This window comes from Haloplanus rubicundus, from assembly GCF_003342675.1.
GTDB lineage: Archaea > Halobacteriota > Halobacteria > Halobacteriales > Haloferacaceae > Haloplanus > Haloplanus rubicundus.
Window position 1 is genome coordinate 86,590 of record NZ_CP031148.1, and the last position, 25,894, is coordinate 112,483.

Annotated in this window: 28 protein-coding genes, 2 tRNA genes and 1 pseudogene; 17 read left to right on the plus strand and 14 right to left on the minus strand. The window is 59.2% G+C overall.

The window, feature by feature from the left end; genetic code table 11:
* Position 1: 1 nt before the first annotated feature.
* Positions 2–75: transfer RNA gene (locus DU484_RS01340), tRNA-Val, on the minus strand.
* A 91-nt stretch (positions 76–166) separates the two neighbouring features.
* Between DU484_RS01340 and DU484_RS01345 the strand changes: the two genes are divergently transcribed.
* Positions 167–721: a DUF192 domain-containing protein gene (locus DU484_RS01345; RefSeq protein ID WP_262342818.1), complete on the plus strand. Its 555-nt coding sequence runs from the start codon at positions 167–169 to the stop codon at positions 719–721.
* Entirely contained in the window at positions 718–981 is a 264-nt protein-coding gene (locus DU484_RS01350; protein WP_114584427.1) for a DUF7538 family protein, read from the plus strand. Before DU484_RS01345 ends, DU484_RS01350 begins: the two co-directional genes overlap by 4 nt.
* Here DU484_RS01350 and DU484_RS01355 read toward each other — a convergent pair.
* Positions 976–1,923 carry a methyl-accepting chemotaxis protein gene (locus DU484_RS01355; protein ID WP_114584428.1) on the minus strand — a complete coding sequence of 316 codons (948 nt, stop codon included), beginning with the start codon at positions 1,921–1,923 and terminating at the stop codon, positions 976–978. The two genes, DU484_RS01350 and DU484_RS01355, sit on opposite strands and share 6 nt — an antisense overlap.
* A gap of 105 nt (positions 1,924–2,028) precedes the next feature.
* Here DU484_RS01355 and DU484_RS01360 point away from each other — a divergent pair, with 105 nt between their 5' ends.
* Entirely contained in the window at positions 2,029–3,966 is a 1,938-nt protein-coding gene (locus DU484_RS01360) for an ABC transporter ATP-binding protein (protein ID WP_114584429.1), read from the plus strand.
* On the opposite strand, the gene DU484_RS01365 is transcribed toward DU484_RS01360, so the two are convergent.
* Positions 3,963–5,870, minus strand: a complete 1,908-nt coding sequence (locus DU484_RS01365) for a hybrid sensor histidine kinase/response regulator (RefSeq protein WP_114584430.1) — start codon at positions 5,868–5,870, stop codon at positions 3,963–3,965. The two genes, DU484_RS01360 and DU484_RS01365, sit on opposite strands and share 4 nt — an antisense overlap.
* A gap of 100 nt (positions 5,871–5,970) precedes the next feature.
* On the opposite strand from DU484_RS01365, the gene DU484_RS01370 reads away from it, so the two are divergent.
* On the plus strand, positions 5,971–6,696 hold the full coding sequence (locus DU484_RS01370; RefSeq protein WP_114584431.1) for a creatininase family protein: 726 nt from the start codon (positions 5,971–5,973) through the stop codon (positions 6,694–6,696).
* Position 6,697: 1 nt separating this feature from the next.
* Here DU484_RS01370 and DU484_RS01375 read toward each other — a convergent pair whose 3' ends face one another.
* Entirely contained in the window at positions 6,698–7,105 is a 408-nt protein-coding gene (locus DU484_RS01375) for a DUF5790 family protein (protein ID WP_114584432.1), read from the minus strand.
* A gap of 81 nt (positions 7,106–7,186) precedes the next feature.
* A complete protein-coding gene (locus tag DU484_RS01380; RefSeq protein ID WP_114604893.1) occupies positions 7,187–7,522 on the minus strand; it encodes a dihydroneopterin aldolase family protein in 336 nt (111 codons plus the stop codon).
* 88 nt (positions 7,523–7,610) lie between these two features.
* Between DU484_RS01380 and azf the strand changes: the two genes are divergently transcribed.
* Positions 7,611–8,399, plus strand: coding sequence for an NAD-dependent glucose-6-phosphate dehydrogenase Azf (azf, locus tag DU484_RS01385; RefSeq protein ID WP_114604894.1), 789 nt, complete (start codon positions 7,611–7,613; stop codon positions 8,397–8,399).
* Between the two features lie 183 nt (positions 8,400–8,582).
* Here azf and DU484_RS20655 read toward each other — a convergent pair whose 3' ends face one another.
* Positions 8,583–8,951: a DUF2085 domain-containing protein gene (locus tag DU484_RS20655; protein ID WP_114604895.1), complete on the minus strand. Its 369-nt coding sequence runs from the start codon at positions 8,949–8,951 to the stop codon at positions 8,583–8,585.
* Positions 8,952–9,533, minus strand: coding sequence for a hypothetical protein (locus DU484_RS19325; protein ID WP_157969470.1), 582 nt, complete (start codon positions 9,531–9,533; stop codon positions 8,952–8,954). It abuts the gene before it with no gap.
* A gap of 1,190 nt (positions 9,534–10,723) precedes the next feature.
* On the opposite strand from DU484_RS19325, the gene DU484_RS01395 reads away from it, so the two are divergent.
* Together DU484_RS01395 and DU484_RS01400 are read left to right on the plus strand one after the other, a co-directional pair.
* Positions 10,724–11,320, plus strand: coding sequence for a hypothetical protein (locus tag DU484_RS01395; protein ID WP_114604896.1), 597 nt, complete (start codon positions 10,724–10,726; stop codon positions 11,318–11,320).
* Positions 11,317–12,411: a hypothetical protein gene (locus DU484_RS01400; RefSeq protein ID WP_157969471.1), complete on the plus strand. Its 1,095-nt coding sequence runs from the start codon at positions 11,317–11,319 to the stop codon at positions 12,409–12,411. The genes DU484_RS01395 and DU484_RS01400 overlap by 4 nt, the downstream gene beginning before the upstream one ends.
* Positions 12,412–12,569: 158 nt before the next feature.
* On the opposite strand, the gene DU484_RS19330 is transcribed toward DU484_RS01400, so the two are convergent.
* Positions 12,570–13,544: a hypothetical protein gene (locus tag DU484_RS19330; protein ID WP_157969472.1), complete on the minus strand. Its 975-nt coding sequence runs from the start codon at positions 13,542–13,544 to the stop codon at positions 12,570–12,572.
* A 22-nt stretch (positions 13,545–13,566) separates the two neighbouring features.
* On the opposite strand from DU484_RS19330, the gene DU484_RS20660 reads away from it, so the two are divergent.
* Positions 13,567–13,965, plus strand: coding sequence for an HNH endonuclease (locus DU484_RS20660; RefSeq protein ID WP_114604898.1), 399 nt, complete (start codon positions 13,567–13,569; stop codon positions 13,963–13,965).
* Between the two features lie 80 nt (positions 13,966–14,045).
* Positions 14,046–14,237, plus strand: a complete 192-nt coding sequence (locus DU484_RS20665) for a C2H2-type zinc finger protein (protein WP_394338766.1) — start codon at positions 14,046–14,048, stop codon at positions 14,235–14,237.
* 50 nt (positions 14,238–14,287) lie between these two features.
* On the opposite strand, the gene DU484_RS01415 is transcribed toward DU484_RS20665, so the two are convergent.
* Complete coding sequence (locus DU484_RS01415; protein WP_157969473.1) at positions 14,288–15,484, minus strand: pentapeptide repeat-containing protein; 1,197 nt, start codon at positions 15,482–15,484, stop codon at positions 14,288–14,290.
* 457 nt (positions 15,485–15,941) lie between these two features.
* Here DU484_RS01415 and DU484_RS01420 point away from each other — a divergent pair, with 457 nt between their 5' ends.
* Complete coding sequence (locus tag DU484_RS01420) at positions 15,942–16,610, plus strand: hypothetical protein (RefSeq protein WP_114604901.1); 669 nt, start codon at positions 15,942–15,944, stop codon at positions 16,608–16,610.
* A gap of 36 nt (positions 16,611–16,646) precedes the next feature.
* Complete coding sequence (locus DU484_RS01425; RefSeq protein WP_114604902.1) at positions 16,647–17,351, plus strand: 2'-5' RNA ligase family protein; 705 nt, start codon at positions 16,647–16,649, stop codon at positions 17,349–17,351.
* Positions 17,352–17,585: 234 nt separating this feature from the next.
* On the opposite strand, the gene DU484_RS19335 is transcribed toward DU484_RS01425, so the two are convergent.
* Positions 17,586–18,287, minus strand: a complete 702-nt coding sequence (locus DU484_RS19335; protein ID WP_157969474.1) for a hypothetical protein — start codon at positions 18,285–18,287, stop codon at positions 17,586–17,588.
* A 577-nt stretch (positions 18,288–18,864) separates the two neighbouring features.
* Here DU484_RS19335 and DU484_RS19340 point away from each other — a divergent pair.
* Positions 18,865–19,230, plus strand: coding sequence for a hypothetical protein (locus DU484_RS19340; protein ID WP_187347737.1), 366 nt, complete (start codon positions 18,865–18,867; stop codon positions 19,228–19,230).
* A 330-nt stretch (positions 19,231–19,560) separates the two neighbouring features.
* On the opposite strand, the gene DU484_RS19345 is transcribed toward DU484_RS19340, so the two are convergent.
* Positions 19,561–19,956: a hypothetical protein gene (locus DU484_RS19345; protein WP_157969476.1), complete on the minus strand. Its 396-nt coding sequence runs from the start codon at positions 19,954–19,956 to the stop codon at positions 19,561–19,563.
* Between the two features lie 127 nt (positions 19,957–20,083).
* On the minus strand, positions 20,084–21,127 hold the full coding sequence (locus DU484_RS01435) for a tyrosine-type recombinase/integrase (protein ID WP_187347738.1): 1,044 nt from the start codon (positions 21,125–21,127) through the stop codon (positions 20,084–20,086).
* Between the two features lie 43 nt (positions 21,128–21,170).
* Between DU484_RS01435 and DU484_RS20670 the strand changes: the two are divergent.
* A pseudogene (locus DU484_RS20670) lies at positions 21,171–21,421 on the plus strand (NAD(P)-dependent oxidoreductase); the annotation flags it as partial.
* Positions 21,422–21,836: 415 nt separating this feature from the next.
* Here the strand turns inward: DU484_RS20670 and DU484_RS01440 are convergent.
* Positions 21,837–22,454: a DUF309 domain-containing protein gene (locus DU484_RS01440; protein WP_114584435.1), complete on the minus strand. Its 618-nt coding sequence runs from the start codon at positions 22,452–22,454 to the stop codon at positions 21,837–21,839.
* Between the two features lie 75 nt (positions 22,455–22,529).
* Here DU484_RS01440 and DU484_RS01445 point away from each other — a divergent pair, with 75 nt between their 5' ends.
* A complete protein-coding gene (locus DU484_RS01445) occupies positions 22,530–22,955 on the plus strand; it encodes a hypothetical protein (protein WP_114584436.1) in 426 nt (141 codons plus the stop codon).
* Between the two features lie 103 nt (positions 22,956–23,058).
* Entirely contained in the window at positions 23,059–23,181 is a 123-nt protein-coding gene (locus DU484_RS20790; RefSeq protein ID WP_449405117.1) for a DUF7563 family protein, read from the plus strand.
* A gap of 462 nt (positions 23,182–23,643) precedes the next feature.
* Here DU484_RS20790 and DU484_RS01450 read toward each other — a convergent pair.
* Positions 23,644–23,716 (minus strand) — tRNA-Arg (locus DU484_RS01450).
* A gap of 123 nt (positions 23,717–23,839) precedes the next feature.
* On the opposite strand from DU484_RS01450, the gene DU484_RS01455 reads away from it, so the two are divergent.
* Complete coding sequence (locus DU484_RS01455) at positions 23,840–24,286, plus strand: hypothetical protein (RefSeq protein ID WP_157969478.1); 447 nt, start codon at positions 23,840–23,842, stop codon at positions 24,284–24,286.
* Between the two features lie 129 nt (positions 24,287–24,415).
* Positions 24,416–25,855: a single-stranded DNA binding protein gene (locus DU484_RS01460; RefSeq protein ID WP_114584438.1), complete on the plus strand. Its 1,440-nt coding sequence runs from the start codon at positions 24,416–24,418 to the stop codon at positions 25,853–25,855.
* Positions 25,856–25,894: the final 39 nt, after the last annotated feature.

The following is a 25,894-nucleotide window of genomic DNA, read 5'->3' on the forward strand; positions in this document are numbered from 1 at the left end:
GTGGGCTCGGGCGGATTCGAACCACCGACTTCGGCCTTGTAAAGGCCGCGTCATAACCAACTAGACCACGAGCCCGCACCGGAAACACCGTCCCCCGACCGAATAACGGTTTCTGTCTCGACTCGCGAAACCCTTACCCTCGCGCGGGCGATTCGTCCAGTGTACGATGTCCAGTCGAGCGATCCGAGCCCTCCTCGTCGCCTGCCTCGTCCTCGGTGCGGGCTGTGCGGGGATGGAACCGGCGGCGCCGAGTGCGACGCCGACGCCGTCCGCGTCGGCCGACGATGGCGCCCCGAGTACCACGACGACGACGGCGCCCGTCTCGACCCCCGGCAGCGACTACGACACGGCGACCGTCGTCCTCCTCGACGCGAACGGGACGGAACTGGCGACGGTCGACGCCTGGGTCGCGGATACGTGGCCGAAACAGTACACCGGCCTGAGCGACACGGACGCGCTCGACGACGGGCAAGGGATGCTGTTCGTGTTCGACGGCGAGAGCGACCGCGCGTTCGTGATGCGCGATATGGCCTTCCCGCTCGATATGGTGTTCGTCGACGCGGACGGCACGATCACGACCATCCACCACGCGCCGGTGGAGTCGGACGGCGACCTGACGCAGTATACGGGGCGGGCGAAGTTCGTCCTCGAAGTCCCGATGGGCTACACGAACGAGACGGGCGTCGAAGTCGGCGACCGGATACGGATCGAAGATCGATGAGCCTCGACTCGCTCGCCGACCGCGAGGGCTGGCACGCCGAGGGGTTCGCGGCACGGGTCCACTACCGCGGCGAGGGCGAGCGGTACGCGGTCGAATACTACGCGCCGAGCGACTGCGTGCTCTACTGGAAAGTGAAAGGGGACGGGGAGACGGCGGTGCCCGTGGGGCGGAAAACGGTGCCCGATCCGCTCCGGGAACGCGTGCGAATGGACCTCGACGCCGCGGGGATCGATCCGGCGGTCGAGGCGCGGTCGCTATAGCTCCGCGACCAGTTCCTCGATGGCGCGGTCGATGTCCTCGATCTCCTCGGTCTGGTCGTCGATCTCGTCGGCGATCTCTTCGGTCTCCGTGACGACGCGTTCGGCGTCGTCGGTGACGTTCTCGGTCATGCTGGCGATTTCCTCGTGGCCGGCGGCCTGCTCGTCGGTCGCCTCGGCCACCTCGTCGATGCCGTCGTTCACCTCCGAAACGGAGGAGTCGATGTCGTCGAGGATGGCGAGGGCCTCGTCGGCGGCGTCGACACCCTCCCCGACGGCAGCCTGCGTCTCGTCGAGGCTCTCGGCGGCGGTGCTGGTCGAGGACTGGATACCGTCGACCCGGCGCTCGATGTCGGCGGCGTGTTCCTGTGACTCCTCGGCGAGGCTCTTGACCTCGTCCGCGACGACCGCGAACCCCTCGCCCGCCTCACCCGCTCGCGCCGCCTCGATGTTGGCGTTCAAGGCAAGCAGGTTCGTCTGGTCCGCGATGTCGTTGATGATCTCGACCACCTCGTCGATTTCGGCGACCGCCGCCTCGACGGCACGCACGTCCTCGACGACGTTCGTCGTCGACTCCTCGATCTGTTCCATGGCGGCCGCGACACGCTGGACCGCCTCGTGACCGTCGCCGGTTAGCTCGTCTGCCCGCTCGCTCGCCGCCGCCACCTGCTCCGCCGAGGACGCGACCTCCTCGACCGCGGCGCTCAGGTTGGAGATCTCGCTCGTCACCTCCGTCATGCGCTCGTACTGCTCGGTCGTGTGAGCCGTGATCTCCCGCGTCCGCTCGGCGATCTCCTCGGAACTGCCCTGAAGCTCCGCGAGGGAGGTCTGAATCTCGCTCGCCGCCTCGTGGTCGTACCCCTCCTGCCGGTCGATGTTCTGTTCGATCTCCCCGTCCAACTCCTCGCCGACGTCCGAATCGAGCGTCTCGGCAGCGTCCGACATGTCCAGCGGATGGCTCCGAACGGCAAAAGGGACGACGGTGAAGTTATTCCACATGATAATCTCCGGCGGGTCAACCTTTTGTCCGCGCGGACCCGAGAAGGGGCGATGGACGTCCCCGCGGACGACGACCCCTTCGAGGAGCAGCGGGAGCGGACGGCCAACCCGATGCGACGGCTGTTCGCCGAGTACGGGCGCGAGCAGGCCGGCCCCTTCTCCGTCGGCGTCGCCGCCAGCGTTCTCGCCCGCTTTCTCGACCTGTTGCCGCCGCTCCTCCTCGGCATCGCCGTCGACGCCATCTTCCTGGACGAGAGCGCGTTCGCCCTCCCGCTGGTGCCGACCGCGTGGCTCCCGACCGACCCCGAGGCGCAGTTCTGGCTAGTCGTCGGCATCGTCCTCTTCTCGTTTCTCGGCGGCGCCGGCCTCCACTGGGTCCGCAACTGGGGCTGGAACCGGTTCGCACAGTACGTCCAACACGCCATCCGGACCGACACGTACGACGCGATGCAGCGCCTGAACATGACCTTCTTCGCCGACAAGCAGACGGGGGAGATGATGTCGGTGCTGTCGAACGACGTCAATCGCCTCGAACGCTTCCTCAACGACGGACTGAACTCGGCGTTCCGGCTGGGCGTGATGGTCGTCGGCATCGCCGCACTGTTGCTCTGGATGAACCCGCAACTCGCCGTCGTGGCGCTGCTTCCCGTCCCGCTCATCGCCTTCTTCACCTACCGGTTCGTGAACACGATCCAGCCCAAATACGCCGAGGTCCGGTCGACGGTCGGACAGGTGAACTCCCGACTGGAGAACAACCTCGGCGGCATCCAGGTCATCAAGACGAGCAACACCGAGGGCTACGAGGCCGACCGGGTGGAGGACGTTTCGGGCGACTACTTCGACGCCAACTGGGACGCCATCGAGACGCGCATCCGCTTTTTTCCCGGCCTCCGGGTGCTCGCGGGCATCGGGTTCGCGCTCACGTTCACCATCGGCGGCCTCTGGGTGTTCCGCGGCGAGGGACCGTGGATCTTCACCGGCACGCTCCGTCCCGGCGAGTTCGTCGCCTTCATCCTCTACAGCCAGCGGTTCATCTGGCCCATGGCGCAGTTCGGGCAGATCATCAACATGTACCAGCGGGCGTACGCCTCCGCCGCCCGCATCTTCGGCCTGATGGACGAGGACGCGGGCATCGACGAGCGACCGGACGCCGAGGAACTCGTCGTCGACGCGGGCCGGGTCGAGTACGACGACGTGACCTTCGGCTACGACGACGACCCCATCCTCGAGGACGTGAGCTTCACCGCCGAAGGGGGCGACACGCTGGCGCTCGTCGGCCCCACGGGAGCGGGGAAATCCACCGCGTTGAAGCTCCTGCTCCGAATGTACGACGTGGACTCGGGATCGGTCACGGTGGACGACCGGGACGTGCGCGACGTGACCCTCGCCAGCCTCCGGAGCGCCATCGGTTACGTCAGTCAGGAGACGTTCCTGTTCTACGGGACGGTCCGAGAGAACATCACCTACGGAACCTTCGACGCGAGCGACGAGGACGTCGTCGCCGCGGCCAAGGCCGCCGAGGCCCACGAGTTCGTCACGAACCTCCCCGACGGCTACGACACCATGGTCGGCGAGCGCGGCGTCAAGCTCTCGGGCGGCCAGCGCCAGCGCCTCGCCATCGCGCGGGCGATGCTGAAAGACCCCGAGCTACTGATCCTCGACGAGGCGACCAGCGACGTGGACACGGAGACGGAGATGCTGATCCAGCGGTCGCTGGATCGACTCACTGCCGACCGCACCACGTTCGTCATCGCCCACCGCCTCTCGACGGTGAAAGACGCGGATCGGATCGTCGTCCTCGACGACGGTCGGGTGGTCGAACGCGGCACCCACGAGGACCTCCTCGCCGCGGACGGCCTCTACGCCAGCCTCTGGGGGGTGCAGGCGGGGGAAATCGAGGACCTCCCCGAGGAGTTCGTCGAGCGGGCGACGCGGCGGGGCGCCCGGACCGACGGCGTGGAGCTTCGCTCCGAGTCGAACGACGACTAGGGTCGCTCCACGAACTCGACGCCGCGAACCTCGAATCGAGCGCCGCCGCCCTCGCTCTCGGTCACGTCGACGCTCCAGCCGTGGGCGTCGGCCACCCGTTCGACGATGCGGAGGCCGAAGCCGGTGCCGTCCTCGGCGGTGGAGTACCCCGCCTCGAACACCGTCTCGCGCATCGATTCGGGGATGCCGTGACCGTCGTCGGCGACGTAGAACCCGTCGTCGAGAGCGCCGACGGTGACCGTCACGTCCGCGCCGCCGTGTTCGACGGCGTCGTCAGCCGCCGGCCGACTGCCCGAGGGACTTCGTCCCTCGCTGCCCGTGGAACCGTGTTCCACGCTGTTCGCAAACAGGTTCTGCAGGAGCTGTCGCAGCCGGCTCCGGTCCGCCCGGATCGCTCGCTCCGTCTCCACGACGAGTGTCGCGTCGGCGGTCGGAACGTTCGCCCAACAGCGCTCGGCGAGCGCCGCGAGATCGACCGACTCCAGTTCGCCGACGCCCTCGCCGCTCCGGGCGAGGATCAGCAGGTCGTCGATCAGCGACGCCATACGGTCGTGGGCGCGGCTCACGTGCTCGAGATGCTCGGTGTCGCAGTCATCGCGCGCCAGGCGCGTGCGGCTCTGCGCGATATTCAGGGGGTTTCGCAGGTCGTGAGAGACGATGCTGGCGAACTCCTCCAGCCGCTCTTTCTGTCGTTCGAGCGCCTTCCGCTCGGCCACGTCGACGTAGAGTGCGAGGGTGCCGACGATTTCGTCGTGGGCGTCGTGACGGGGGACGGCGTGCAGTACCGTCTCGATGACCGTCCCGTCAGCGGTCACGAGTCCCCGGTTCTCGCGCATGAACTCGCCAGTCAGCGCGCGGTCGTAGCCGCCGTCCAGTAGCTTGCGCCGCGATTCGGGCGTGTAAAACGACGCGAGTTCGGCGTCGACGACGTCGTCGCGGTCGTAGCCGAGCGTCTCGACGAACTGTCGGTTGCAGTCGTCGACGACCGGCCGGCCGTCCTCCACGCGCGTGACGACCGCCATGATCGGCGCTTCCTCGAACAGATGCCGGTACTTCGATTCGAGTTCGTCCGTCCGACGTTCGAGCTCTCGTTCCCGCTCCACGCGATCCGTGATGTCGGTGATGAATCCCTCCAGCACGTCCGTCCCGTTCGAGGACGTCACCACGCGACCGCGCTCCCACATCCACTTCGTGGTCCCGTCGGCGGTGACGATCCGATAGGTGACCTCGAACGCGTCGTCGGCCACGAGGCCCTCCTGGACGGCGTCCCATATCGCCTCGCGGTCCTCGGGGTGGAGGACGTCCTCGCCCCACGACACGTCGCCACGCTCCAGCTGTTCGTCGGTGTAGCCCGTGAGTCGCTCGACTTCGCCAGCGACGGCCTCCATCGGCCACCCGGACTCGTTGCGACAACGATAGACGACACCGGGGAGGTTGCTGATAAGCGTCTCCAGTCGCCGGGTCCGTTCGGTCAGCAGGCGACGGGAGCGGGTGGCGTCGACGGCGTTCTCGATCCGGTTGGCGAGCAGGTCGTACTGTTCGGCGCCCGTCCGCTTCCGAAGGTAGTCGGTGACGCCGGCCGAAATCGCCTCGCTGGCGACCGACTCCGACCCTTTGCCGGTAAAGAGGATGAACGGGAGGGTGTCGTGGTCCGCACGGACGCGTTCGAGGAACTCGATGCCGTCCCGGTCGGGTATCTCGTAGTCCGAGACGACACAGTCGACGTCCGTCTCGGCGAGGCGGTCGAGACCCTCGTCGACGCTCGTCGCCGTCTCGACGACGAACCGGTCGTCCGCGCGTTCGAGAAACGTGGCCGCCAGCTCCACGAAGTCCGGGTCGTCGTCGACGTGGAGGACGCGTATCGGTTCGAGCCCGTCGCGGTCGTCGGCGGTGTCGTCCGACATACAGTACGCTCCATGAGAACAGTCACCACGATGTACCCTAAGCGTATCGGCGAGGGGGGGACGGCCGGGCGTTGAAGGCCCCCGACCCCGAGGATGCGGTATGCACCTCAGCGACGCCACCTGGACGGACGTTCGCGACGCCGACGCCGACCTCGCCCTGTTGCCGGTGGGGAGCACCGAGCAACACGGCCCCCACGCACCGCTGGGCACCGACGCCTACCACGCCGAGACGGTCGCCGAAGCGGGCGCTGACCGGCACGACGAGACCGTGGCCCTCGCCCCGACGATTCCCGTCGGCGTCGCCGAGGAACACCGACGTTTCGACGGGACGCTCTGGGTGTCGCCCGACACGTTCCGGAGCTACGTCCGCGACGTGGTGGGCAGTCTCGCCCACCACGGGATGGATCGGGTGATCGTCGTCAACGGCCACGGGGGGAACGTCCCCGCGCTCGGGGAGGTGACGGCGACGATTTCCCGCCACGACGACGCCTACGCCGTCCCGTTCACGTGGTTCGAGGCGGTCGGCGACCGTAGCTCGGAGATGGGCCACGGCGGGCCGCTGGAGACGGCACTGCTGCGGGCGACCCACCCGGAACTCGTCCGGGAGGACCGGATCGACGAGGCCCGGGCAGGCGCGAGCGACGGCTGGGGCGACTGGGTGTCGAGCACGAACCTCGCGCACGACTCGGCGGAGTTCACCGAGAACGGGGTCGTGGGCGACCCGGGGACGGGCGACGCCGAACTCGGCGACGAACTGCTGGACCGGGCGGCCGAGGCGCTCGACCGCCTCCTGACGGCCGTCGCCGACCGCGACGTGTCGGGGTAGGTTACTCCTCCGTCTCCTCGTCTTCGAACTCCTGAAGCGACCCGCGGAGCTCCGGAATCGCGTTGGTGAGGTCGCTCACGTCGTCGTGGGCCTCGCCGATGGCGTCGATCAGGGATTCGAGGTCCTCGATGGCGGCCGCGAGGTCGGCGGCATCCTCGAAAGCGTCGGCGCGTTCGCCCATCGTGTACCACTTCTTCGCCTGCCGGAGGTGTTCCTCGGCGTCGCCGGCGTCGAGCGCCGACCGGAGGCCGTTCAGGACGCCGAGGACGTTGTCGGCCTCCGTCTCCCAGACGTCGGCCGCGGCGGGGAGTTCCGCGCGCGCCTGGTCCAGATGCTCCTCCACGTCCGCGCGCATCTCTTCCGCCGCTTCGCCGAAGAGCTCGTCGTCGCCGAGCGTCGTCTGACTCATATCCGCCGATTCGCCGGCGTGTGAGTTAAACGCACGCCCGAAAGTGAAAGTGAAACGGCGGGGTTCGACCGGGTGATTCGGCTATTCGACGCCGACCAGCCGCATCAGCGGGTAGCCGTCCTCCATCTCCATCGCGGTCCGGACGACGACGCCCTCGTACTCGATCCGCATCTCCACCTCCATGAACCGGCCGGTGAGTTCGACGTAGCCGTGGTCGTCGGTGGCCTCGGCGAGGGCGTCGGCGTCGATGTCGACCGACACCGACGCACAGAACGGCTGGTTCTCGATGGCCTCGGCCATGGCGCGTTCGAGGCTGGGAGCGCTGTCGGGCGAGACGGGGGTGCCCGCGAACTGGTGATAGAGCGAGCCGAACTTGATGCCGGCCTCGAAGCAGGCCTGCTGCGCGTCGGTGACCATACCGTCCGGTCGGTCCGGCGGGGCGTAAGCCCTGTCCATCACCCCGAACCGGTCCTTACTTGAGTTCGGTCGTCCTCTTGACGCCCGAATGGACGACCCGGTGTTACTGACTGGCGCGGGCGGGCGCGTCGGGCAAGCCATCCTGAACGGGATCGGCGACGCCCACGAGTGGCGACTGCTCGACCGGGAACCGCTGTCGAGCGACCGGCTGCCGGCCGGCGTCGACGAGGACGACGTGATCGTCGCGGACGTGACCGACGACGAGGAGATGGCCGAGGCGATGGCGGGGGTCGGCGCCGTCGTCCACCTCGCGGGCGACCCGCGGCCCGAAGCACCGTGGAACTCGGTCCTCGAGAACAACATCGACGGGACGCAGACGGTGTTCGAGACGGCCGTCGAGGCCGGCGTCGAGAAAGTCGCCTTCGCCTCCTCGAACCACGCTGTCTCGGCCTACGAAACCGACGCGCGCACGCCCGAGATGTACCGCACCGACGACGACTACCGCCTCGACGGCACGGAACTGCCCCGCCCCGGCAACCTCTACGGGGTGAGCAAGGCCGCGGGCGAGACGCTCGGGCGCTACTACCACGACGCCGAGGACCTCTCCGTCGTGTGTGTCCGCATCGGCAACCTCACCGAGGGGCACCCGCCCCGCAACTACGAGCGCGGACAGGCGATGTGGCTCTCCTACCGCGACTGCGCCCACCTCTTCGACCGCTGTATCCGCGCCGACTACGACTACGAAATCGTCTACGGTATCTCCGACAACGAGCGCAAGTACTACGCCATCGACCGCGCGAAGGAGGTGCTGGGGTACGACCCGCAGGACGACTCGGCGGAGTATACGCTGGCTGGCGACCCGAAAGACGGGGCGTAGTTTTCACTTGTTTGTGGCGCATAACTGAATGAGTCACACACCAGTGATCTGTGGGTGTCTGTGACCCCCCGCGTTCGTATCCATACACGCTGTGTCGGCGGGTAGTCGCCATCCGTCGGTTCGTTTGTAGATGATGTCTCTTTGATTGAAAATACTACCGACAATCCAGACTCGCAGATCAGACTATACCGCCAATAACAGAGAGATCCCAGCGTAAACGCAGATAACGACACCACCACCCAATAGGAAACCAGTCACTGCACGCAATCTGTTGGTGCTTTCTCGATGCCCAAACATTTGCGTTGTCCCATCGATCCCGCCTGGGAGAAGCAATACCACTCCGACGGCAACCAACACAACGGGAGAAATAGGTTTCCAGATAGGAACCCCCGCCATTACCAGTAATCCGCCAAGATACATCGTCGTACACCGCGCACAAAGTCCGAAGTGTCGTCCCTGATAGCAGAATGAACGGTCAGGACGAGAGTGGCAAAGAGGGTATGAGCGGAAGACTTGAGACGCGCGAAATATCTTGTTGAGCAGGTTGCCCATCTATTCCGAGTCCAACCCAGTACCGCAGTCGTGACAGTAGTTGTTGGTGCGTGGGTTCCGCCACCCGCAGTTTGAACAGATCTGTTTGGGTTTCGATGATGAACTCTGCTGTTGTTGCTGGCTATTTGTGTCGAGATCCATGTTGTGGTCACGGAAGGTCCGTCTAAACACTACCCCCGATCTTGTTATCGTGAGCCATGCTGCTCCTGCAGTCATCAGGCCAAAAATAGTCCCTGCCTCGGGTGAGGCTGGCATCATAGCCACACCAATTATTGTACCCAGAATGAATAGGCCAAATACAACCGCGCCTCGAAGCGTCGGATCGCCTCTTAAATATAGTGGCTCCTGGCCCTCAGGAATGTTTTCTGCCTCTCGCTCCATCTTTTCCTCATGATATCTTCTTACTTCGGCCGCATTGGATTTGTCAACCTGATCAAAAGTGAACTGATTATCAGGGGAGTCACTCATCGCCGTCGCTGCCCTCCGTTTTGAAAGAAAATCCGCAGTCTCCGCAGTAATCTGCCTCGGGTGGATTTTCCATCCCGCAATCAGGGCAAACACGCTTTGGGCCGTCATCATCATTTCCAGTCACAATCTGTTGTTGCTGTTGTTGTTGTTGTTGACAGCAACATCCGAGGAACCCCAACAATAGGAGAGAGATAGGTGACCCGATCAACCATATAAACTCGGTAGTGGTCATGTCGTGTACCTATTTTGTCTGTGAAATAAAGGTAAGGGATAAAACGCAACCACCACCCAATAATGTTGTCTAAATTATGTATCATTGATTTCCAATCTGGAGTCTTATCCAAGATTAACCAGTATTTCAATAAATAATGGTAAGCTGTATGGCTTCATCCGAAAGTCGTACAACGCGGCAGTTGCACCCAAAATGCTACACTTGGGATCTGTAGCTTCCTGTTCCTATTTCCCCTGTCGCACCGCTTAGTTCACCAGCATATGATTCAGAAGGTATGAATAATCCATATCAACAGTAGCATTATCTAATACTGTGTTGCTGTAAGAATATACCCTCACCCAGAAACGTTGTATAACTCCTTATTGGCACACGTAAGGGGGTTGTTAGTTCCCTTCTGTGTAGTCGTGGATATCAGAGACACCCTGTTCCCAGTCTAATCCACCTCCCTTAGTCGTCGGGGAAAGAACCGCTCCCACAGGGAATGATGCGATATGTGGGATAGCCACGTTGAGGTATGCTGGCTTCAACGTCACATGGCTCGGTGGTTCGACGGTGCCGATGACGCGGTTTCAGCGTCGTTGGTGCCAGGGGGTTTGCTTGTCCGATTAGCTCGGAGATCCCGCACTTCGTTATCTAAAATGTCGGGGGCAAGGCACTTAAAATATGTGGACAACTGAGGGATTAGCGGCGACTCTTATGCAGATGTGACATCTTAGACCTTTTATAAGATTTATCCAGGAAATTTTGATGAATATAGGCCCCTGAATATGCTGAAAGCCACAAATACAGTCATTATCATGTTCAAAGAATTTTTACGGCGGGGAGCCGAATATAGTACCAAGACCGACATCTATGCTCTCCGATGTAGATGCCTCTGGAGCGAGGCGTCTCTGTGAGTTGAAGGATCGCGGTGAACCCCGCTATGAACGGCGTTCACCGAGAAGTTGACACCAATTGGGAACTTGGATGTCATCTTCTCATTGGCGCTCCGAAATCAAAAGATCATCGTCTCTCTGTCGATAGAGACGGTGGCCGAGAGTGGCACCTCGGGGTCGGTTGACACTATCAACGTATGTCAGCCAACGACGACAGCCGCGATAGCGGCATTGAGAGTGCAGAGTACGGACAGCCCCGAGTTGAGCCGTGGAAGGACGAAGACCGTCTACGCCGACTCTACCATGAAGAGGGTAAGAGCCAGTATGAGATCGCTAATCAGTTCGATATCAAGCAGCCGACGGTCAAATACTGGATGAATAAATTTGGAATCGACACCCGCCCCTCAAACCGTGAAAAGGATCGCCAGTCCATCTATCGGTTTGTCGACGATGATGGGAAGATCATGTTACTCGAACGTGATGACGAGGGGGTCAACTATCTCGTTTATATCCACCAAGTCGTCGCCTTAGAAGATTTCCACGCCAAGGACGTGTTCAAGAAGGGGAACGATGTCCACCACCTGTTGGGCTCTCCTCACGCCATCGACGTGCCCGAGAACCTAACTGTTCTATCCAAATCCGAGCATGTCCGTCAACACGCCGAAGGGACGGCGACTGACGATCCCGAGACAGTCCTTCAACACATATTCGACGAATTTGATCCCGAACTTGAGATCGACGAATCCGATGATAATGCCGACACGGATACCGATGATGGAGGGATCGAAACGTGAGCGAACTCAGTCTTGCCGATGCGAAGAAAGCTACACGAAAGGCGGCGAGAGAGCAGGTCTCAAAGCCTGCTTACTATGGTCCATCATCGGAAACATCCGAACCGTCTCTCTCCGACTCCACAACAGAGGAGACGGAACCCGCTGATCCTGGTCGAGTCGATCATAAGTCCCGCCGTCAGACCCGACTCGCACATCCGAGCTACGACGTGCAGAATCTTCCCAAACCGTTGGTAGAGTGCGGGTGCGGCAGCTGTCCTGACGCCTGCGATCCACTCTACGACGACAGAACTTCTTTCAGAAATTTCTACGCCCAAGAGGAGTGCCCTCTTCCTCAACCGATGACGCTGAAGCGGGCACGGGAAGCGTACTTGGTCTATCAGGTATCTTCCTACAACTCCGATGACCGAACCTCTGCCTTAGAACGGACTCGCGTCAAGCATGGCAAGCTCCTCGGTGCGGAGCGAGATACCTTCCAGCAATTTGAGGACGTAACTCAAATCTTTCTCTCGCTTCGCCTGTCGCCCATCGGACGGAGCGGACGATGGTTGGAACCTGTGAAACTCGACAATCGACTCCACGACTCGTGGGGCAACGTCCGCGATGTTCTCGACTACCACCTTCGAGACTACGACTCGGAGTACGTGGCGATCACAGCAACGACTGTCTCGGCGGCAACACCCCATCGTCACGTCCTTGTCTACGTCGACGACCCTGACGACGAGGTAGCTGTGGAGGTAGCACAAGCTGCTGTCGACTCTCACGTGCGGAACACAGACGGTGCGTTTGCAGAGGATCATCCCGTCGAACCAGGAGAGCGAGACGCGGGGATGGTACTTCATGACCCGCCGAGAGCTGATGAGGTATCCGAAGATACGTGGCTCTATGTGTTGGACCAGCGAGGTCGTGAGGCGTTTCCCATGACGGCGGCGACCATGCAGTATGTGGCGAATCAACGCCCGCACTGGTCGCTTGCACCCTTCTGCGAGGACGGCAAGACGGGCGACCCCCAGTCAATCAAACTGGAAGGTGGAGCAATAGCGTGGGCGACTCCGCACAATTGGTTGACGAGTAGCAGGGGGTTCAAGATGTAGATCACAGAGCCTCTGTGGAGAAAATATAATGATCCGCTCATATCACCTACTACTGATAGTCTGTGATCAAGCGGATCGGACCGTGAGGACACATTTTACGTGACCAATCACCCTCCAATTTATACGATTTTCTAACCGTATCTTATACTCATTCGGCATTATTGTTCAAAATCATCTATTAAACTTTGGAGTGAAATTGACGAATCTCTCAGTTCGCTCTGTTGCTCTTTGAGTTCGTCCAGCTCATATACAGCATTTATTCCCATGTCATCCACGCGGATCTCCTCTAAACCACGTTCTTCAGCTTCAGCTATCAGTGTACGAATAGACCCGTGATTTCTATACTTGTCAAATTCGGCACGACTTGCCTTGCCGTTTAGTATTCTTTCTTTGAGTTCTGGTTGGCTAAACTCTATGATTTCAAAATCTATGTTTACTAATGCGGAACCCACTGTCTCGCTACTTGACCACCTGAAACTTGATTTAATTGCAGAAGATATTATCTTTTCAAATAGATCAGATTCCGACAAGCCCTCTGAATTATTCGATATCGCCTGACAACAGCGAAGACCGAAAGAGCATATCTCCTTCGCTAAATGTACATTTGACGGCCCCAAGTTTTTGAATATGGTATCTATCTCATCTTGGTCATAAAGTTGAGATATTCCCTCGATATCGTAAATTGATTGTTTTATTCTTTGTCTGATCCTGTATCTCAAGTCTCTCTCTGCTTGTTTGTCAAGTTCTAATCCACCCCTGATGTACTTTCGATCACGGGTCGTCAGTATTCCCCTTTGCCTGTCAGCAGTAACCCACTCGACATCCTCAGGCTCTACTACATCATCTGAAATACCGTTGATTTGCATTCGGCTTGCGTTAGCTTGCATCACCTTAGCAGCAATCAACTGCTCTGACGGGGCAAGTTTCCAAATTGGAGTCTCAGCATCAAAGTCATCGGCCGAATCATTGTTATTGGTTACCATAGTTTTTAGATACAATGTTTTTCTATTTTCGTCGTCTCTACCTTCGATAGACTTTTGGAAAAAGGTAACGAATAGTTGACTCGATACCACGGCTGAATGGCCTCTGTTGACCTCACAACAGCCAGATTGTGGGTAAACGAGGGTTTCCATACCGTCCGTGGTAGAAACAACGATGAATCGAGACAAGCGGGAAGCCGTCATCGAGCGGGATCGAGGCCAGTGTGTCAACTGTGGTGCCTCGGGTCCCGACACGACCCTCGACGTGCATCACATCGTGCCGCGTGGCCGAGGTGGGTCCGATAGGCTGTCCAATCTTGCCCTCCTCTGTCGCCAGTGCCACGATGCGGCTCACGACGAGGCGACGGCTCCCACAGTCCAGTTCAGTAGCACAGGTCAAATGCGTAGCGACTCGTTCAAAGCGTATCTCCGATTCTTCTCGGAGCTGCCGACAGCGCAGTTCGACGCCGAGGAGAAGGTTTGGCGCATCCCGAAAGCGGACTTCGAACGAGTCTTGCAGTCCATAGATGCGCCCCACAAGTCGAACGCTGTCGCTGACGGAGGTGACGCATGAGCCAGCAGACTCTCGGGCAGTTCCACAATGAGACTCGGTGTCCGACGTGTGGGCGTGACGACTTTGAGGACGAACGCGGGATGCGGATTCACCACAAGCTTGCTCACGACGAATCGTTAGCCGAGCGGGAGGACAGATATCGATGCCCCGAATGTGGTCGGGAAGTAGAAACGAAACGCGGACTCAGTAACCATCTATCGAAGGTCCATCCCAAGACGTGGGAGCAACTACAGAGTGAGGGAATGGTTCTGATCGTCCACCACGGCGAGTAGTCGTTTACCACTTCCCCACGACGATGCTGTGAGAGGGGTATCGGCACCGTTCAAAACCGCTCACGATTCCCAAGAATGTAGCCCATGAGTACGATTGAAAGCGTTCCGAAGAACGTCTCAATCATCATCACTACTTGCGTCGTCGTCCCTGAAGGGACTCTCGGGGGGGCAACCGTGAACGCCAATACACTATAAGAGACGTTCTCTGAGAAACTGCTCTCAACACCTGCATTCACATACACTCCCGTTGAAATCACAAACAAGAGTATCATCCATCCGACCAAATTACCAATTTGAACACCGTAGCCAGTAAAAATTCGCGAGGGAAGCGATCCGAGGTATCTGCGATTAAACCACCCATCTGACATTTTTGCTTCGAGACTTCGGATACGGCGCTCTTGAACGTACATGTTCCGAGCTTTCCCGACTAATCCGTGGTCACTAAAGACAGTCTTCAGGTTGTGGCACGCGCGTGCTGTCGAATCCAGGTCACGACTATCTTTGTCCAACCTCTTGCATGTTGTTCTACCATCAACCGAAATATCCTCAATATTGGCCTCCCGTAGATCTGACTTAGATAAGTTCGAACCAGCGAGATTTGCGTTAGAAAGATTTGCCTTACGAAGGTTTGAACCAGAGAGGTTCGTGCCAGAGAAATCTTGATTAGAGAGGTCTGTTTCAGAAAGGTTCGCACCATTGAGATTCACATTACTGAGATCTGTATTGGCGAAGTTTGCATCGGTTAGAGTCGCAGTCCCAAGGTACGCGTCAAATTCAGCATCAGTGAGGTCTGCGTTGGCAAGCGTCGCAGTACCGAGGTTTACCTTGGTGAGTTTTGCGTTGGTGAGATTCGCATTAGTTAGAGTTGCAGTTCCGAGGTTCACAGTGTCGAAATGTATATTACTGAGGTCTGAATTGGTGAGATCCGCAGCAGCGAGATCCACATTGTTCAGATCGGCATTGATGAATATCGTCTCCTTGAAATTCGCGCTACTGAAATCAGCATTGGTGAATTCTGCCCCCTCAAAATCTGTTCCACCAAAGTCTGCTTCGTGGAACTCACCACCAGAAATACTCACATTCGATGCGTGGCTCTGGCGCATTGCGACATTCTCCAGAGAAAGATCATCGCTAATATCAACTCCTTGTAAATTTGCCCCGTCAAGTAACTCGACATACGGGGAGGTTTTCTCACGCGTTTCCGATGGAGTACAAGCACTTTTGAGTGCTTCAGCAGACTTCTCCACCTTGTCTGGATCGGCGTGCCAGATACATCGATCAACTTTATTTGAGGCAGTCTCTCTCCAACAGCAACTTTGTTGATCTGGGGAATCACTGACCTCGTAATCTTCAGGCCACGTGTAGCCACATCGGTCAGACGGTGGGGTTCCCATGCTGATTGTATATTCACATGACCCTACAAACTTGTTCTGGAGACTACACGTGAGCTTTCGAGCCGATACTCTAAGTGCAGTCAAAAGATGAGTACAGAGCGAAGGTTCAGCAACCACCCTTGAGGATTTATGCCGAGATGTGGGAGCGACTTCAGAGAGAAGGAGTGATGCTGACCGTCGACCGCGACGGGTGAATCTGTAAACCCTTTCTCGGGCTGGCACTCATATCTACGTCATTAGCATACGCGAAGCCGAGAATTTGAACCAGACATGCCATAATGTTTTTAATTTGATCCTACGAATCTAACATATGTCGATAGACAATCTTCGGAACCGCATCTACAAGCGACTCTATAGACTGGAATCGTGGTTTCAAGATCGGGCCACAAGGTTGTTTGCATGGTTATATCGACGCCCTGTTGAGAGTCGTGAAACGTACGAAACCGTTGGAGGGGACGAAGTTGATGCATATATGTTCTCTAATGAGTCGATGCTATTCGGTCAGCATACACCGTTTGGGACGATTCTTTTAAACAAGCATCTGCTATCCGATGTCTCGGGACAAACCGAGACTCATGTTGTCCAGCACGAACTGAGTCACAGAGATCGAAATTCCGTAATCAGGGGTCTCTGGTGGGGAATTATTTTCTCGATGGCTGTGGGTATCGCGTATGGACTCTATGGTGGCTTGCTGGTACTGTTGGGCGTTTCTGTGGGCGCGTTAACCAAATTGTTCGCCTATTCTGCGATACTCGTGGTTACTGGCATTATTGTGAACCGTTTGGAGGAAACGAAGGCAGAATTGGACGCACTCCACGCGCTGGGTGAAGGTGATTTCCGAGCCGCACATGAGGAGATCAGCACTATTGGTGAACGATCAGTAGTGGGACTAATCCTCGGGGTACTATTCTATCCAAACCCCGAGACAACAATCTCTCTCTACAACAAATTTCAGCAGATTGGATTATACGGGGAGTAGCAATCCTGCGTATTCACGACTGATAGACAACCGCGCATGGGTGAACAGTACCTGATCGAAGTCCGTACGGGCGGACACCTGAAGCAACGGCTTCGGGACATCATCTACGACGTAGCCGACGAGTTTGGTGTCCGCGGAGCCGTTGATCCCCGTCCAGTACCACATATCACGCTGTTTGGTCCATACGACACCGATGACGGTCCCGAAGTCAAACGCCGCCTCTTGGATACGTTCGAGGACTTTGACGCCGTCCCGTACCGCATCGATGGCTTCGGAACCTTCCCCGACACGAAGGTCATTTACGCGAACATCATCCCCTCACCTGAATTACGGTCCCTCCGTCGGTCAATCTCTCGCCAACTCCGTCCAATCTGCGAGGGATATCCGAGTTACGACGAGGACTGGTTCTACAAGTTTCACATTACCGTTGCTTTCCGCGATGTAGGCGAGCAGTTCAACGACATCCGTCGGTACGTTCGAGAGCAATACAATCCACAGTTCGATGCCTACGCAACGCGAGTCTCGAATCTTGACCGACGGTCGATGCTCTGGGAGTACGACATACCCCGAGGGACAGTCCTCGATCCCGACACGGCGACGACTGCCGAGGCGTGGCAGCAAACTGAGCAAGCACTTGATCAACACCGTTCCTCCGACGATCACGACGACCTCGAACCTACTCCAAATGTCGTCGGGCGGGCGTTCTCCAAATGGACCGCCCGTCTCAAGCGCGAGTGGTAAACGCTGACCGTCGGCAACGACGAGAAGTTCCGCCTATTGGTTTGTTGTGGCATCCCTTAGATGGGAGCTGTTTCCATAGCCTCTATTCATTCTCTGTCGGTTCAAAGCAAAACAACGTCCGCTGCGGAAGCCAATACTGCCTTCTATAAAATAGCATAAGAGAGGCACTCTACCCTTCTTCTTTGATCCATCGTCTTTGTTGATACCGCCGCTGATGAACAGAGTTGAATCTATTTACACCCAAAGTGTGTTCCACGCTTGAATAAGAAGACTGGCCAAAGCAATCAAGACAATAACTATCGCTCCCCTAGTCACCCATGGTTCCCGACGTTCGCGGGCATTGTTTATGTGGACGACTGTCTCTTTGTGATCTTGTGAAACGTCATCTTGGTCTCCATACGTGAATGTGTAATGTATCGGATAATTCCCAGAATCAACATCTTCTGAGGTGAACAGTTTTATTTGAAGAAATGGACATTCAGCAAAGGTGACTTCGCTTGTTAATAGAGGGTAGGCACAATCCTTGTCACGAAATGGTGAGAATAATTCAGGTTCAATAATAGCTGTCGCTCCCCATTCTCCAACACGATGTTCCTCTTGCGGAGTTTGTGTACTATAAATAGCAGGAGGTTCAGAGTCTTCTGCTAACCAAATACTGTAATTTAGTTCCCCCTTCCTTTCTTCTTTTGTAATCAAATCTGGATAAGGATAATTTATTTGCAACTTAGACTGAGAAACTCCCCCATATCCGTTAACATACAGATCAATTTCAATTGTGCCTCCAGGATCGACATTTGATTTCTTAGGTACTGGGATAATCGTATATTCTGGAGGAGTACCCTGCATTTCTTCCCACGCATCTTCAAGAATATCAATTTCACCAGTATCTGGATCGCGGACAGGATTCGGCGTCTCAGCTGTGGCATTGCTAGTCATACACATGTAATTCTATGTGCTATCCCCCGTTAAATGTTAGTAAATTGGTTTGTTTGGCAACTGAATATAGAAATAATCCGCACCTTCAATGGCGATGGTAGTATGTAATTATAATTACTTATACGTCGAACCTTGATTGGTGTCTGTCGAAATTTTCCATTACGTGTCTGGACAGACTACGTGACGTGTTGTGCTTTCCTCAACACCACTGTGTTTGGACTCTCACTTTCTTCAACGCCTCATTACAGCCCTACATGCGAATCCCCGTCGGTCATTAGTCCCTATGGAAAGACGTGGCCCGTGGTCACCCATTTTAAGTAATTCACCCCGTGTGATAATCGGTGTCAGTTTGTCGTGATGGACCCCCTCCCCCCGTTGTGGGGACCTTCCCCCTCGTTCTCTATTCGTGACGGTGGGGGTCAGACGATTGCCGATTCAATACTATCCAGAGACATTGAAGCGGTTCTCTTGGCGAACAATTAGTGCAAGATGTACTCACCTCTTTGTTCGAGTTGGGGATATTAATATCTTGTCTGAGAAATTATATATTCTCTCCGACCAAATAATCAGACACAGCATGGCTGCGCATTCACCCGACGATATTAGAGAAAAAGTCACGGAAATTGAGGTCGTGAGCATCAGCGAGCCAGAAGAGGCGTCTAACGAGCGTGGTAACCACGAGGTTGATGTAGCTGTCACCATGATGGGTGTCGTCACTGAACGATACCGATTCCAATTTTTTCGACCACCTGAAAATGCCGACTTCCCCAGTTACGGAAGCGGGCCTATCAGTATGACAGAGGGTGCAAGCCCATCTAAATACTATAACGAGGCGAGATTCAAAGCAGCAGAGGAGCTCGCTGAATATACTAATACATCTGTTGAATTAAGCGTAGAGCCAGCGAGCGAGTTGAAAGAAATAGAGGAGCAATACGCCGAGTAGCTCCTGTTTGAATTGAATCAAACAGTACGGGCGCTTGAAACTCAGCTCACAGCCGTTTGAGAGTTGAGATAGTGTGTTCCTATCTCTCCTTCGTGCATCGGATACTGGGGCGGGATTCTAACTTCTACTAACTTTTGGAGCCCTCTGTCCGAGAGAGCCCACCAGCGGTGGTACTTTTTCCAACTTCTATCTCTCCCCGAGTTTGCGGTGGTGAGCGTGTCGGCGTGCGTGGTTGGGACGCGCAGGCTGTGCGAGCCGCAGGCACGCACAGCCGAGCACCCGCACCCCGCACCGACCGCTCATGTTCTCCTTTCGTTTCGGGGAACTCTATCATCCCAAGAGATTCGACAACCGTTCTTTGAGCGGCTTGTATTGCCATCCGCAACGGTGGCACGTCAGGTAATCGTCGTCCTCGTGTCGACGGACGTATTCTTGGCAATTCGGACACGTCCCCTCCTCAGGGGTTGTCTCAAAGTATTCGGACTTCTTCCGAGAGAAGACGTGAACGTGGTTGCCATGAACAGATGAGACAACCAAATAGACGTAATTGTCTCCATGATAGGTGTTTTGCCGCGCTTCAAAACCTACTCCTTGGTGTATTCCGTCGGAGTGTGCCGCCTCAACGATCCAGTCATCAGGGTTTTTGTAGTGATTCCAACCTTCCTGCTCAACCGCGCTAATCAATTCTTCCTCGTCCTTCTGACGTTGCCCGTGACCGTTAGGCATAGCTGAATTAATGATCAACAGCCGCTAAACTATTCTGCCGATGACAGACACGATCTGTCTCCGAGGGACCTTCTTTCGTAGCGTGAGCCGCAAGTTGCGTCGAAAGAATCGGTGTCCGCAGGGGTGATTAGATATTCTGGATGAATTGCCGCCGTTGCTCTGCCTTTTCATCCTCTGTACGACGGTCGTAATGTTGGTCTAACACGTCCTGCGAGACGTTCATCCGATCCGAGACGATTTTCTCGGGGACATCTTGACGAAGGTGGTGTGTGATTGCCCCACGACGGATGGGATGCCCTGACACCGTCGACGGGCACTTACACGCCTCATTCGTCCGCTGTGCCGCCTCACAGTCGTCGGGGACTTTGCCATGTGGACAGTCCCGACCCGTCGCACAGGGACGTGTCACGGCGTAGATGTTCCGTCGGATCGTGTTCTTTGTCGCCCGCCCCTGACTCGTCGTGAACAGTGGCTCCCGTTCGTGGTCGTCGGTGACGTTGTGGCGGTGCTCTCCGATGTAGTCGTCAACGACTTCACTCACCTCTGGTGACAAAGCGATGAACCGCTTCCCTGCCTCTCCGTTCTTGAGTGGGGTGTCTGTCTCGGGGCGGTGACGGACACGAAGTCGATCACGTTCGCCGTCAAAGTCACTCACGTCGAGTCCGTGAGCCGTCCCCGTCCGAATCCCAGTGTGCCATAGGAGAGACATGAGAGCGTGGGTACGACTTCCATAGTGGTACTTCCGCAAGTACGAGAGGATCGCCGTCGCGTCGTCGGAATCGAGTGTTTCCGTCCGTGCGTTTCTATTACGGTCGGGAAGCACGATGCGCTCGGCGGTGTTCGGGGCAACGGCGTCGATCCCCTCACAAAACACCACGAACTGACGCACAGTACTCAGGTAGATGCTGAGCGTTGACTGTGCGAGGTTCTCCTTGATCGAAAGTTGGTACTCGTGGACGGTGCGGGCTGTCACGTCGTTCATGTTCGTTATCTCTTCCTCAGCGCAGAAGTCCACGAACGATCCGACGTGTTTGTCGTGTAGTTCGAGGGACCGCTCGGCAAGTTCGTCGCTCCGTGATTTCAGGTAGAGACGCTTTGCTTCGCTCGGTTCGAGTGGTTCCAGTCGGTGCGTCTGTGTATTCGCCTGTCGCGTCTCGTTGGTTCGGCTCATGAATTGATCCGAACCGACGGATGTCGACACCCACGCCGAGGGCCTCGCCGTGGTCTGTGTCCGCATCGGCAACCTCACCGAGGGGCACCCGCCCCGCAACTGCCGAATCGTCTACGGCGTCGTCGGCTTCGTGAAAGCGAAGTCGACTACCGAAACGCCGTCTCGTCGGCGTGAGATTCCGACAACGAGCGCAAGTACTACGCCATCGACCGCGCGAAGGAAGTGCTGGGGTACGACCCGCAGGACGACTCGGCGGCGTATACGCTCGGCGGTGATCCCATCGAGGAGTCGTAGCGGCGGAGACGAAAACTACTCCCGTCGGACGGACCAGAACCCCGTATGGACCGACAACAACTGATGGCGCTCGTCCTCGCGGGCCTCATGCTGTTCTCGTCGCTCGCGTACGCCGTCTCGCTGTTCTGATACGGATCGTTGTAACTGTTTACCGGTAGTTCACCGAGACGGGCCGGCGAACCACCGGTAATGACTTACACTGAACCGTATGAGTCGTGGCGCTCGGCGGCCGAGTTCCCGGCCGCAAGTTACCAGAATCGAAAATCGGGGGCGAGCGATTAAGTCGACCACTCGATCAGAACGGGACGGAAGCTATCATGCGACGAACGTGTCCGTTCTGTGGGGAGCGAGTCGAAATTCTGCCCGAACACCTCGAAGACTGCCAGGAGGCGCCGCGGGACGACCCGCGGGTGTCCTAGGGCCCGAACAGGCCGTCGACGTCCGCGTACTCCCGTTCGCGGCGCTCGACGTGGTCGGCGAGCCGTCGGTAGACGAGCGAGCGCTCGGCGTCGGCGGTCACGAACTCCATCACGAGGGTGGTAAAGAGCGTCCGCTCGTCGCCCTCGATTTCCTCGCGGGCAAAGTCGGCGGCGCGGTCGATGGGTGCCGGATCGTAGCCGTCCGCACCGGCGAGGACCCGCGCCGCCACGGCGGCGGCCTCGAACCGCAGGTCGGCGAGCGCGAGCGCCCGGCCGTCGTAGCGAAGCGGCGGCGGCCGGCGGCGCTCGATCACCTCGGGATCGGCGGCGAGCGTCGACAGCGCGCGCCGGATCGGGTCGAGAGCGACGCCCCGGTACGGGGAGGAGAGGTCGGATAGGTAGTCGCCGGCGCTCCCGGCGAGACCCGTCGCCCCGCTCCAGTTGCGGGTGCGGGCGTGGTGGACGGCGGCGGTGAACTGGATCAGTCCGTGGAGGAACCGCTCGTCGTCGGTGTCGTCGTCGAGGGCGAGCCACGGGTCCTCCCACGCGTCGTGGGCGGCGTGGTACCGGCCGGCGTTGTAGATGGCGACGCCGGCGCGGAGCGACGCGTCCATACGATCCGTTGGCCCCCGAGCCCCAAAAACCGCGCCGTCGCAACCTACAAATCGCGTCGGACGGTACCGTACACCATGGACGAACGCACCGAGAGCGACGGCCTGACCGACCGGGAACGGGAGGCGCTTCACGAGGTGGAACTGGGCGTCGAGAACCTCCACCGGGCGCACGGCCACCTCGTCTCCTTCCATCACAGCACGGGGCGGGCGATGGACCACCTCGCCGTCGCGGAGGAGTTGCTCCGGGAGGCCGGCCGCGAGGAACTCGCGGACCGACTCCGCGACGACCACCTGCCCCGCGGCGTGGTGCCGCCCTGCGACGGCGAGGGGACGAGGGCTGGCCGGTGGTCCTACGACATCTTAGAGAAGTTTCAAGAGACGTTCCTCGAGGACGTGGTGGCGTTCGGGGACCGAGTCCACGACGAGATGGCCGACGGGCGGCGTCACGTCGCCGAACGACGACAGGAGGCGGCGTGGAAGGAACGGGCGCGAACCGAGTGACGGATGGCCGAGCCTTCGGTACGCTAAGCCGCCGTTAGGATCACTAGCCGTGGTGTATGCTACCTATACTCACTACGCGTGCGGTCGTCGGAGCGAGTGGATCATGTACACCTGTTACAACTGCGACGGTGCGGTGAGCAAGGACTTCGTGCGCGTCTTCGGCGACGACAGCGGCCGCGTGCACGGGTGCCCCGACTGCACGCCACGTTCGGAGTTGGTGAGTTGAGCGTGTGAGACCGCAGCGAACGGCTCGCGCGGGAGGAAGAGGCGAACGAATCGTCGCGACCCAGCGGTGATCGTTGCGAGCGGCGATGCCGTTCGCTAGTCCGAGATGTTCACTACGTTCACATCTCGCACCGCTCGTCGTCGTGGTGTCGGCAGAAACGTCCTGACGGAGTCCCCACGCGAGCGGACGCGAGCGTGGGGGCACGTCAGGTCGCGAACGAAGTGAGCGTCCTGACGGAGATTTGAACTCACTCACTTCGCTTCGCTCGTTCGCTGCTCAAATCTCCGTGTCTCCGTTTCTGCCGACACGGACGCCTCGCTTGCTCACGGCTACGCCGTTCGCTATTTCGAGATGCTCACTACGTTCGCATCTCGCACCGCTCGTCGTCGTGGTGTCGGCAGAAACGTCCTGACGGAGTCCCCACGCGAGCGTGGGGGCACGTCAGGTCGCGAACGAAGTGAGCGTCCTGACGGAGATTTGAACTCCGGTCCCTGGCTCCGCAAGCCAAGAGGATAGTCCACTACCCTATCAGGACTCATTCATCCATACCGCGGAGTCGCTTAAGACGGTTACGATACGCCGTCGACGACGGCCGAAACGTCAAAGGGGCGTTTGACAGTACCGAAGGCGTATGATCCCACCAGCCGTCGTGACGATTATGAATCGGCGAACGTTGCTTCGGGCGGCGCCGCTGCTCGCGCTGAGCGGGTGCGTCGGCACCGGCGGTGGCGGCGACAACGGGGGTGGCGACGACGACGACGAGCCAACCCGCGTGACCGATCGGTCGTTCGAGGACACCGGTGAGTGCTCGAACGCGGAGACGGCGACGGTGGACGAGTCGGACGGCGAGGTGCGGATCGACGGCTGTGTCACCGGGCCGAACGGCTGTGCGGTCGCGGCGCTCGATTCGGCGACAGTCGTCGACGGCGCGCTGGAGGTGGTCGTCACGACCGAACGCGACGCGCCGCCGGACGTGGCGTGTACGGAGGCGCTGGTCTACCGGGCGTACGCCGCGACGATCACGCTCGATGGCGCGGTGTCGTCGGTTCGAGTGGTCCACGACGCGCCGGGCGGTCGGGAGACGGTCGTCGATACGGCGGCGTGAGTTCATATACGAAGCCGCCACACCGACGGGTGTGAGCAACCAGCAACGGCGAGAGAAATCGACCGACAGCGGTGCATCGTTTCGCCAAGGACAACGCTTAACCGGAGCGTTCACCTGATGCACGGTACTATGGGCGTAATCGAGGACGTGTACGAGGACCTCGACACGGACGTGGAGTTCGAGGAGTTCGAGGCCGCCGTCCACGACAAGGTGGAGCAGATGGGGGGGCTGGCCGACGAGGAGACGGCGGCCATGCTCATCGCCCACGAGCTGGAAGACGAGGAGGTGAGCGGCGTCGCCGACATCGCCCCGGGGATGGACGAGGTGAAGTTCCTCGCGAAGGTGGTCGGGGTCGGCGACCTGCGGACGTTCGAACGCGACGGCGACGACGAGGACGACGAGGGGCGCGTCATCAACGTCGAGGTGGCCGACGAGACGGGGCAGGTCCGTATCTCCTTCTGGGACCGCATGGCTCAGTCCGTCGACGACGGCGAACTCGACGTGGGCGACGTACTCCGGATCAAGGGCCGGCCACAGGAAGGGTACAGCGGCGTCGAGGTGAGCGTCGATCAGGCCGAAGTCGACGAGGACGCCGAGGTGGACGTACAGGTACAGGACACCTACCGCGTCGACGACCTCTCGCTCGGGCTCTCGGACGTGAACCTGCAGGGGCTGGTGCTGACGACGGATTCTGTCCGCACCTTCGACCGCGACGACGGCTCGGAGGGTCGGGTGTCGAACCTGACCCTCGGCGACGAGACGGGGCGCGTCCGGGTGACGCTGTGGGACGAGAAGGCCGACCGCGCCGAGGAACTGGACGCCGGCGCGTCGGTCGAAGTCGTCGACGGCTACGTCCGGGAGCGCGACGGCGACCTCGAACTCCACGTCGGCTCCCGGGGCGCGGTCGAGGAAATCGACGCCGACGTGGCGTACGACCCCGAGACGACCGACATCGACGATCTAGAACTCGGGGCGACGGCCGACATCGCGGGCGGCGTCATCGAGACGGACCCCAAACGAACGTTCGACCGCGACGACGGCTCGGAGGGACAGGTGCGGAACGTCCGGATCAAAGACGGGACGGGCGACATCCGGGTGGCGCTGTGGGGCGAGAAGGCCGACCTCGACGTCGACCTCGCGGACTACGTCGTCGTCACCGACGTCGAGATACAGGAGGGCTGGCAGGACGACCTGGAGGCCTCCGCGGGGTGGCGGGCGACGGTGACGGTGACCGATCCACCCGAGGACGCGGCGGGGACCGACGCGGCGTCGGCCGAGGCGGCGGCGAGTTCGGGCGGCGGGGGTGGGGGCGGCAGTCCCGGCCTCGACGCGTTCGGCGACGGCGGCGCGGGAGCCGAGGCGGCGACGGCCGACACCGACGACGACCCCGCGGCCGGCGAAACCGTCCAGTTCACGGGGACGGTCGTCCAGGCGGGAAACCCGGTCGTCCTCGACGACGGGACGGAGACGCGGAGCGTCGAGACGGACGCCGACTTGCGGCTGGGCGAGGAAGTGACCGTCCGCGGGCCGATCCACGACGGCCGGATCGACGCGGACGAGGTGTACTGAACGGCGGCGGGCGTGCAGAAAGAGGGTGGCGGGGACGGC